This window comes from Sphingomonas bacterium (assembly GCF_903644135.1).
GTDB lineage: Bacteria > Pseudomonadota > Alphaproteobacteria > Sphingomonadales > Sphingomonadaceae > Sphingomonas.
Window position 1 is genome coordinate 1 of the sequence record NZ_CAHJXA010000296.1, and the last position, 3,544, is coordinate 3,544.

At 67.4% G+C, this 3,544-nt stretch carries 4 protein-coding genes; 3 read left to right on the forward strand and 1 reads right to left on the reverse strand.

Annotated elements, in window-relative coordinates:
* Nucleotides 1–128: 128 nt before the first annotated feature.
* Entirely contained in the window at nucleotides 129–317 is a 189-nt protein-coding gene (locus HUU96_RS13250; RefSeq protein ID WP_174293230.1) for a hypothetical protein, read from the reverse strand.
* Between the two features lie 78 nt (nucleotides 318–395).
* Between HUU96_RS13250 and HUU96_RS15210 the strand changes: the two genes are divergently transcribed.
* Genes HUU96_RS15210 through HUU96_RS13265 form a run of 3 tightly spaced genes read left to right on the forward strand, consistent with a single transcriptional unit; the run spans nucleotide 396 to nucleotide 3,465 of the window.
* Entirely contained in the window at nucleotides 396–1,733 is a 1,338-nt protein-coding gene (locus HUU96_RS15210) for a DUF937 domain-containing protein (RefSeq protein ID WP_254605223.1), read from the forward strand.
* Complete coding sequence (locus HUU96_RS13260) at nucleotides 1,730–2,944, forward strand: YihY/virulence factor BrkB family protein (protein ID WP_254605224.1); 1,215 nt, start codon at nucleotides 1,730–1,732, stop codon at nucleotides 2,942–2,944. The genes HUU96_RS15210 and HUU96_RS13260 overlap by 4 nt, the downstream gene beginning before the upstream one ends.
* Nucleotides 2,941–3,465 (forward strand): DUF1003 domain-containing protein, encoded by a 525-nt coding sequence (locus tag HUU96_RS13265; protein ID WP_174293231.1) that lies wholly within the window; start codon nucleotides 2,941–2,943, stop codon nucleotides 3,463–3,465. Before HUU96_RS13260 ends, HUU96_RS13265 begins: the two co-directional genes overlap by 4 nt.
* Nucleotides 3,466–3,544: the final 79 nt, after the last annotated feature.

The window sequence follows — 3,544 nt, forward strand, 5'->3', positions numbered from 1 at the left end:
AATGCTGACTCTCGACTTGGCCGGGAGCTGGCCAAGTTCCGGCGCCTTGAAGGCGTCCCGTTCTGGACGCTGCTTGCGGGCGCTTCCCTCAGTCTCGGTATGGGCGCCGGCGTCGCCGCCAACGCCGTTCATGCCGAAACGCTTGCCGGTGTGGCGATCGATACCAATCTGGTGCGGACCGCGCTCACGCCAGCCGCTTCGCTGGCTACCGCTTCGTCGCCGGTGATCCGCTCACTCCCGACACATACGCTCGCCTCGATCGGGCGGCGAAAACCGCCGTGCTCGATGCCGTGGCCGGGTTCCTGGCTGCGCTTCATGGCCTGCCGCAGGCGGCCATCAACTGGTCTGGCGAATGGCCGCGGACCTGGAGGGCGGCGCAGTTCGCGGAGCGAGGCATGGCCGAGCGCCTGCCGCTAGCCCCGCAAACCAGGCCAAGAAGCGACGACTTCGAGGCGCGCCTGCGCCTGGCGGAAGGCAGCGTCCAGCGCCTCGACCATGATGACGACGCGAGCTACGCCGGTCGCCTCGACGATGCCCGCGGCAAGATGGTTGGCGTCACTCGGAACGTGTCGGACACGGCGTCGTCGTACGCGCAGCGCGTCAAGGATGCAGTGGCGTCCGCATCGCAGACCCTGCGCGACACGTCACACGATCTTACTGCCGGCGCGAGCGATGCGCTGCACCGGTTCGGCAACAGCGCCGACAAGCGTGGCGCCGCTCTTCAGGAAGGTACTCACGACATGGCCAACTCCTCACGCAACGCATTCTCGTCCATCGCCAGCAACCCGTTTGCGCTTGGCGGCATCGCCGCGATTGTCGGCCTGGTCGCAGGATCGCTGCTGCCGGTGTCCGACGAGGAGCAGCATGCACTCGCCTCGACGGCGACCAAGCTGCGCACCGCCGGTCGCGACCTCGCCCAGGACGTGGTGGATCGCGGCGGCCACATCGCGACCGACACGCTGGCGGCGATTAAGGGCAGCGCCGAGGCGCATGGCCTGACAGGCGACCGGCCGGTCGGCGAACTGCTCGGCGACGCGAAGAGCGGCGATCTGCTTGGCAATGTAAAGCAGGTCGCTCAGGAGACCCTGCAGGCCGGAAAGGACAGCGCACAGACACACCTGGCGGGTGCCGGGTCTTTTCCCGACGGACGAACAGCGCAGCTGATCGTCACCGCCGCACCCGCCAACAGACGAAGGAGAACAGACATGCAGGCACTGGATCAGATGCTCGGTTCGAGCGGCATGGACATGTCGAGCCTCGCCGCCCGGTTCGGGCTCAACCCCGATCAGGCCCAGTCGGCATTGGGCTCGCTGATGCCTGCGGTGCTCGGCGGGTTCCAGAAGAAGGCGGAGGCCAACGACTTGGCCCCTGCGACCGATGCCGTGAGCGATAGCGCCCAGCCGGATACCGATGCCGGCAACAGCATCCTCGGGCACATCTTCGGCGGCAAGGACGTGAGCCGCGAGGTTGCCGATCATGCCGCCGGACAGAGCGGGGTGTCGAGCACGGTGCTGAAGGCGATGCTGCCGGTCGTGGCGGCGATGGTGGCGAAGCACTTGGCGAGCGGGAACGGCGGCGCAGCGAGCGACCCAGCGCAGGGCGGCGGCCTTGGCGGGATGCTCGGGTCGATCCTGGGTGGTGGAGGTACGCCGAGCGGCGGCCTGGGCGGCCTCGGCAGCCTGCTGGGCGGCGGCGGCAACCCGCTCGATCAGATCCTGGCGCGGATGCGTTGAGCGGAGCGCCAGATACTGCGCGCTCCGGCGGCGACGCCGGACCGCTCAAGATGGGCTGGCCGGCGTGGAAGGCGGCCGCGCTGCGCACTTGGAAGGAGGCCGGCGACGACAATGTCGGCCTCGTTGCGGCCGGCGTGGCGTTCTACGGCTTCCTGGCGCTGGTGCCGCTGCTCGGCGCGATCGTGCTGAGCTATGGGATCATTGCCGAACCCTCGACGGTCATGCGCAACATGACGCAGCTCACCTCGGCGATGCCCGCCGACGCCGCCAAGCTGATCGGTGAGCAGCTGATGAACGTCGTCAAGACGTCGGACGGCAAGAAGGGGCTTGGCCTGCTCCTTGCCCTCGCGCTGGCGCTGTTCGGCGCTCGCAACGGCGCGGGGGCAATCGTTACCGCGCTCAACATCGCCTATGACGAGCATGAGAAACGCGGCTTCGTCCGTCTCAACCTGCTTGCGCTGGCGATGACCGCGGCGGCGGTGCTGGTGGCGGTGGTCGCGATGGTCGCGATCGCCGCGCTCGGTCATCTTGAGGATCTGCTGCCGACCCTGCCAGACTGGGTCGCGGTGGTCGGCAAGATCGCGACCTACGCCGTATTGGCGCTCGCCGGCGCAGCAGGCGCCGCGACGTTGTACCGGTTCGGCCCGTCGCGCGATCAGGCCGGCTGGGTGTGGCTGACCCCCGTATCGGTATTCGCCGCCATCGGCTGGCTGCTGCTGACGATCGGGTTCGGCATCTATGTCGCCCACTTCGGAAACTACAATGCCACCTACGGCTCGCTCGGTGCCGTGGTGGTGCTGCTCACCTGGCTGTACCTGTCCTGCTACATCCTGGTCTTCGGCGCCGAGCTGAACTCGGAGTTCGAGCGTCAAGCGGCACCCGCCTCAAGCGCCGCCAGGCAGGATGCGCCGACCGGTGAGGGACGATTGCCGGCGCCTTCCGGCCAGCCCGGCCCTGTGCAGATCCATACCGCCTCCGACGTTCGCGATCTCGCTACGGCTCGGCTGATGGCCGCCGGCACGCGAGTCACCGGCGTCGGCAAGGTCGGCCTTCTGACCTCCGGCCTTTCGACCCTTGGCCTCGCACGCATCCGGCGCGGTCGCAAGATACAGGGACTGGCGCTGTTGGCCGCAAGCGGGGTGCTGGCGCTGTTGCGGCACGAGCGCGACGACGCGGGCGAGCGCTCGTCTCCCAGCAAGGACGCGACATGACCTCCGCAAGGCCTGCAGGGCACGAGGAAGCGACGGTCCAGCAGCTTGCGGAGTTATACGACCAGCACGAGCAGGCCGTCTCGCCGGTGCAACGGTTTGCCAATCGCGTGACGGCAGGGCTCGGCCGTCCCCTGGCGCTCGCGATCATCATCGGTCTGGTGATCGCGTGGGTGGTCGGGAACTATGCCGCCCGGCTGATGGGATCGACGGCACTCGAGGAGTTCCCATTTCCCGATCTCGGCTTTCTCGTGACGATCGCCGCGCTGATCGTGGCACTGCTCATCCTGACCACGCAACGCCACGAGGAAGAGCTGGCCGACAAGCGGGCTCGGCTGACGCTGCAGATCGCCGTGCTCAGCGAGAAAAAGATCGCTAAGCTCATCGAGCTGATGGAAGAGCAGCGGCGTGACAATCCGCTGCTGCCGTCGAGGGTAGACCGGGAAGCCGATGCTATGGCGACCGCAAGCGACCCACGCGCCAGTCTCGAACAGCTTGAAGCCTCATCCCGGCAAGTGAGCTAAATGCTTAGGGTCAGGACTCATTGGTTATAGCCAGAAGATGACGGTGGCAGCGAGGGCGACGGCAGAAAAGAAGACGGTT